This window comes from Caballeronia calidae (genome assembly GCF_900044055.2).
GTDB lineage: Bacteria > Pseudomonadota > Gammaproteobacteria > Burkholderiales > Burkholderiaceae > Caballeronia > Caballeronia calidae.
The window spans coordinates 1-892 of the sequence record NZ_FCOX02000313.1 but is presented as its reverse complement, the minus strand read 5'-3'; the positions used below and the strand labels follow the sequence as shown (position 1 = coordinate 892).

General features: G+C 58.7%; 2 pseudogenes. One reads left to right on the top strand and one right to left on the bottom strand.

Annotation, left to right across the window (positions count from 1 at the left end):
- Window positions 1–134: 134 nt before the first annotated feature.
- Window positions 135–476 (top strand): annotated as a pseudogene (locus AWB78_RS42820) (transposase); the annotation flags it as partial.
- Between the two features lie 172 nt (window positions 477–648).
- Here AWB78_RS42820 and AWB78_RS48100 read toward each other — a convergent pair.
- A pseudogene (locus AWB78_RS48100) lies at window positions 649–774 on the bottom strand (transposase domain-containing protein); the annotation flags it as partial.
- Window positions 775–892: the final 118 nt, after the last annotated feature.

Below are 892 nucleotides of genomic sequence, written 5' to 3'. Positions count from 1 at the left end.
GTCGCTGTATGGGCGCATCGTACGAACGCACATTACTTCAGCGTGGGCAGCGGTGAGCGGACAATAGACCGCTAGGAGTCCGCGCGGCAGAAATCTGATGTCATCCGGCCGAGCGGAGAAGACGTTGTTAGCAGATGCCAACAAGTTATCTCCCCTACGAGCCGCAGCAGCAGATGTTGCTGCCCCACGCGCTGCAAGACTGGCTGCCGGAAGGGCACCTGGCCTATTACATCAGCGACACGGTGGATTCGCTCGACCTGTCAAGCTTCCATGCGCGGTATGCGAGCGGCGGCCCGCGCAATCAACCCTTTCATCCGGCGATGATGGTGAAGGTGCTCGTCTACGGCTATGCGACCGGGGTGTTCTCGTCGCGCAAGCTGGCCAGGAAGCTGCATGAAGATGTCGCGTTCCGGGTCCTCGCAGCGGGCAACTATCCGGCGCATCGCACGCTTTGCGACTTTCGCGCCTTTCACTTGAAGGGTATCCGCTAATTTACGCACACCGTAGCGAGAATTGTTCGCAATGACTGGGCGAGCGTAGGCGCATCGCGACGATCGGAAGCGATCAGCGACGTCCACGGTCATGGCCATGTGTTTTGGCTCGATGAGGATACGCCGAGCGCTACGTTCGGCGTATCCTTGGGGTAAGCTACTCGGATTGAACGGGGATCGTTTGCTGCTTGGCGAAGTTGAATGGCAGCAGGTCTGTGACGTCATCGTCCTGCGCGCGCTGCGGTAGCTCCTTGAGCACGTGCAGCAAATACGCGTAAGGCCGTTGACGGCACGAAGATCAAGGCCAATGCGTCGCGTCATAAGGCGATGAGTTACGAGCGGATGAAGAAAGCCGAGTTGGAACTCAAAGAACAGATCGATGCGCTGCTGGCCAAGGCGAA